General features: G+C 68.3%; 5 protein-coding genes. 2 read left to right on the top strand and 3 right to left on the bottom strand.

Translation table 11 applies throughout. The annotated features are described in order from the left end of the window. Positions 1-793: IS5 family transposase (locus ACWGI8_RS42805; RefSeq protein ID WP_453668873.1), on the top strand; the 793-nt coding region annotated here is incomplete at its 5' end. Here ACWGI8_RS42805 and ACWGI8_RS42800 read toward each other — a convergent pair. Then, the gene (locus ACWGI8_RS42800; RefSeq protein ID WP_453668872.1) at positions 723-1310 is read right to left on the bottom strand and encodes a hypothetical protein; all 588 of its coding nucleotides are present in this window, start codon (positions 1308-1310) and stop codon (positions 723-725) included. The two genes, ACWGI8_RS42805 and ACWGI8_RS42800, sit on opposite strands and share 71 nt — an antisense overlap. A 308-nt stretch (positions 1311-1618) precedes the next feature. Here ACWGI8_RS42800 and ACWGI8_RS42795 point away from each other — a divergent pair, with 308 nt between their 5' ends. Continuing rightward, entirely contained in the window at positions 1619-1921 is a 303-nt protein-coding gene (locus ACWGI8_RS42795) for an AAA family ATPase (RefSeq protein ID WP_453668871.1), read from the top strand. 104 nt (positions 1922-2025) lie between these two features. Here ACWGI8_RS42795 and ACWGI8_RS42790 read toward each other — a convergent pair whose 3' ends face one another. Together ACWGI8_RS42790 and ACWGI8_RS42785 are read right to left on the bottom strand one after the other, a co-directional pair. Continuing rightward, on the bottom strand, positions 2026-2184 hold the full coding sequence (locus ACWGI8_RS42790; protein WP_453668870.1) for a hypothetical protein: 159 nt from the start codon (positions 2182-2184) through the stop codon (positions 2026-2028). Between the two features lie 79 nt (positions 2185-2263). After that, positions 2264-2668 (bottom strand): aggregation-promoting factor C-terminal-like domain-containing protein (locus tag ACWGI8_RS42785; protein ID WP_453668869.1); only part of this gene is annotated, 405 nt, incomplete at its 5' end.

Here is a 2668-nt window from a genome sequence, read left to right as displayed (position 1 = left end):
ATACGCCCAGTATGAGGACGACCCTCCGCCTTGCGATGCACCGCATCTGACGCCGCGCGCTGATCCACCGGGGATTACGGGACAGCCCTTAGCCCGCACCGTTCGGGAAGGGGCCGTCGGAAAAGGACCCGGGCCACGGGCACCTCGTCGGCGGCCTACTTCACTCCGCAGGTGGCGGGAGCACGGCCTGGTCAAGGAGTTCCACGACCGGCTGCGCGGCCGGGCCCGCGAGGCCGAGGGCCGGGATCAGGAGCCAACCGCGGCGGTCATCGACTCGCAGTCGGTCAAGGGCGCCGCCTCGGTGCCCGCCGCTTCACGCGGCTATGACGGCGGCAAGAAGATCAACGGAAGGCGCCGACACGTCATCACGGACTGCCTGGGCCTGCTGCTGATGGTGCTGGTGTGTGCCGCCGACGTCACCGACCGCCAGGCCGCCCGCGTCATGCTGCCCCGCCTGCGGGCACGGTTCCACAAGATCACGCTGGTGTGGGCCGACTGCGGCTACACCGGCCGCCTGGCCACCTGGGCGAAGGAGAAACTCCAGCTCACGCTGCAGATCGTCAAACGCAGCGATGACATGAAGGGGTTTGTGGTACTCCCGAGACGCTGGGTAGTAGAGCGCACGCTGGGGTGGCTGATGCGCTCGCGCCGCCTGGTGCGGGACTTCGAGACACTGCCCGCCAGCAGCGAGGCGTTCATCTACTTCTCGCAGGCCATGCTCATCAGCCGTCGCCTCGCCCGCCCGGCTTCCCGGCGGCGACAGGAACAGTCACGGTGGGCTGCCTCGGCGTGAACCGTCCGGACGGCGACACGGCCAGCCAGCCCCGTTCAGCCAGGCGCCTCGCCTTGGACCGCACCCCCTCGATCTTCGCCGGCACCAACTCCAGCCCGAGCCCGGACGCGATCTCCTTCGCCGAAACCCCCTCACCGCCTTCCGGACCGGACTCCACCAGCTCCACGATCCGCCGGTAATCCGGCGCGAGCGCCTCCACCGTCATCCCCTCCCCGAAGTGCGGCACGATCGACCTCGCGACCGGGACCTTCATCGCTTTGGCCGTCGGCACCGGCTCCGGCGCCTCCGGCACGGCCGCATCCACCGCATCACCGGGAGCGGCCAGGGCCTCGGCCAGCTCCACCCGAGCGATCGCCCGGCGTTCCAACACCGCCTCGGCGGCGGCGAGTTCGGACAGGATCCGGTCCGCCTCCGCCTGAAGCTCCTCCACCCGCACCCGGGCAGCGGCCTCCCGCTCCTCCAGCAAACCCATCACCGACGCCACCGGCCACCTCCGCATCGTCGAGGACGAACTCATCGCCCGAACGCTCCCACGACGACACCGGAACCATGCCTGAGCAGCGGAAACTCAGTGATCACATCCGGAAAGACAACGGCTTCTAAAACCATCGACAAACGTTGCCCACTCCCACCAACGAAACCAACTGGAGCCCTACGGTTGCGGATCCTGCGCTTCGATCGCGACCCGAATGACGACTGGGGAGGGCGGCACCGCGCACAGGTCTTGTCCTTGGACGCGTTGCGCGGCGCTGTGAGCTACGACCCGGGCGACCAGGAAGCGATAGCCGCGCGGTCGATGCCCTGCACCTGCTCCTGGAGTGCCGGATGACCCGGCGGCTGTTCACGGTGGTCGACGCCACGAACGTCACCAGGGCGACCCGAGAGCCGCTGGTCACCGCCGTCGAACGGCACAACATTCCCGCCATCGCGGTCATGGTCACCACCCCCGCCTCCGTCTGTGTCGAGCGCCAGAGCCCGCGGCCGGCCAACCGGACCGTGCCGGACGACACTGTCCACCGGCAGCACAAAGCAATGGTCCATTCCCACCGCAGCTGCTGTCCGAGGGTTTCAACGAGGTCGTCTTCGCCGACTCGCTCTACCGGCTGCTGCCGCAACTCCAGCGGCTGAGCGAGGCCCGGAACACCGACGTTGGGCTGGACGGCGCCTTCTTGTGCAGTGGGCGGTGGCGTGTCACAAAGGCGACCGGACCTGGCCCAATACTGCGCGTCAGGTCAGCCGTCGATCGCCGCATCGAGGGCGAGCGGGTCGCGGCCGTCGCGCGACACGAGCCGGGTTCGCCGCTTCGGCTTGTTCCGCCGGGCGAAGCCGTTCTTCTTCGCCTGCTCGAGGGCGGCGAACAGAGCTTGGCGGGCATAGAAGGCCCCCGGCATCAAGCATCGGAGCCCCTCACCGAAGAGACGGCACGGGGCCCCGAGAGGGTGAGCGGTCGCGCTCGGACAGACGCGCGACTTAGTACGAGTGGTGGGCCTGCCAGTACGACCAGGCCTGACAGGGGCTGCCGTACCTCTGGTTCATGTAGTTGAGGCCCCACTTGATCTGCGTGGCCGGGTTGGTCCGCCAGTCGGCGCCCACACTCGACATCTTGGAGCCGGGGTATGCCTGGACAAGACCGTAGGCACCGGAAGGGTTGACCGCCTGATAGTTCCAGGTGGACTCGTGGTCCACGATGTTGCTGAAGCACTGGAACTGGTCTGCGCCCACGATCTGACGCGCCATCGCCTGGATCTGCGCGACGGTGTAGGAGTTCTGGACCGGGAAGCTGGAGGCGTCGCGTGTGGCGGAGCGGCTGGCTGTCTCCTGGGCCGCCTTGCGCTCTTCGGCTTCCTCTTCGGCCTTCTGCGCGGCCTTCTGCTT

The organism is Streptomyces sp. NPDC054841 (assembly GCF_053611045.1).
Note: the sequence above shows the minus strand (reverse complement) of the source record. Positions and strands in the feature narration are given on the sequence as shown.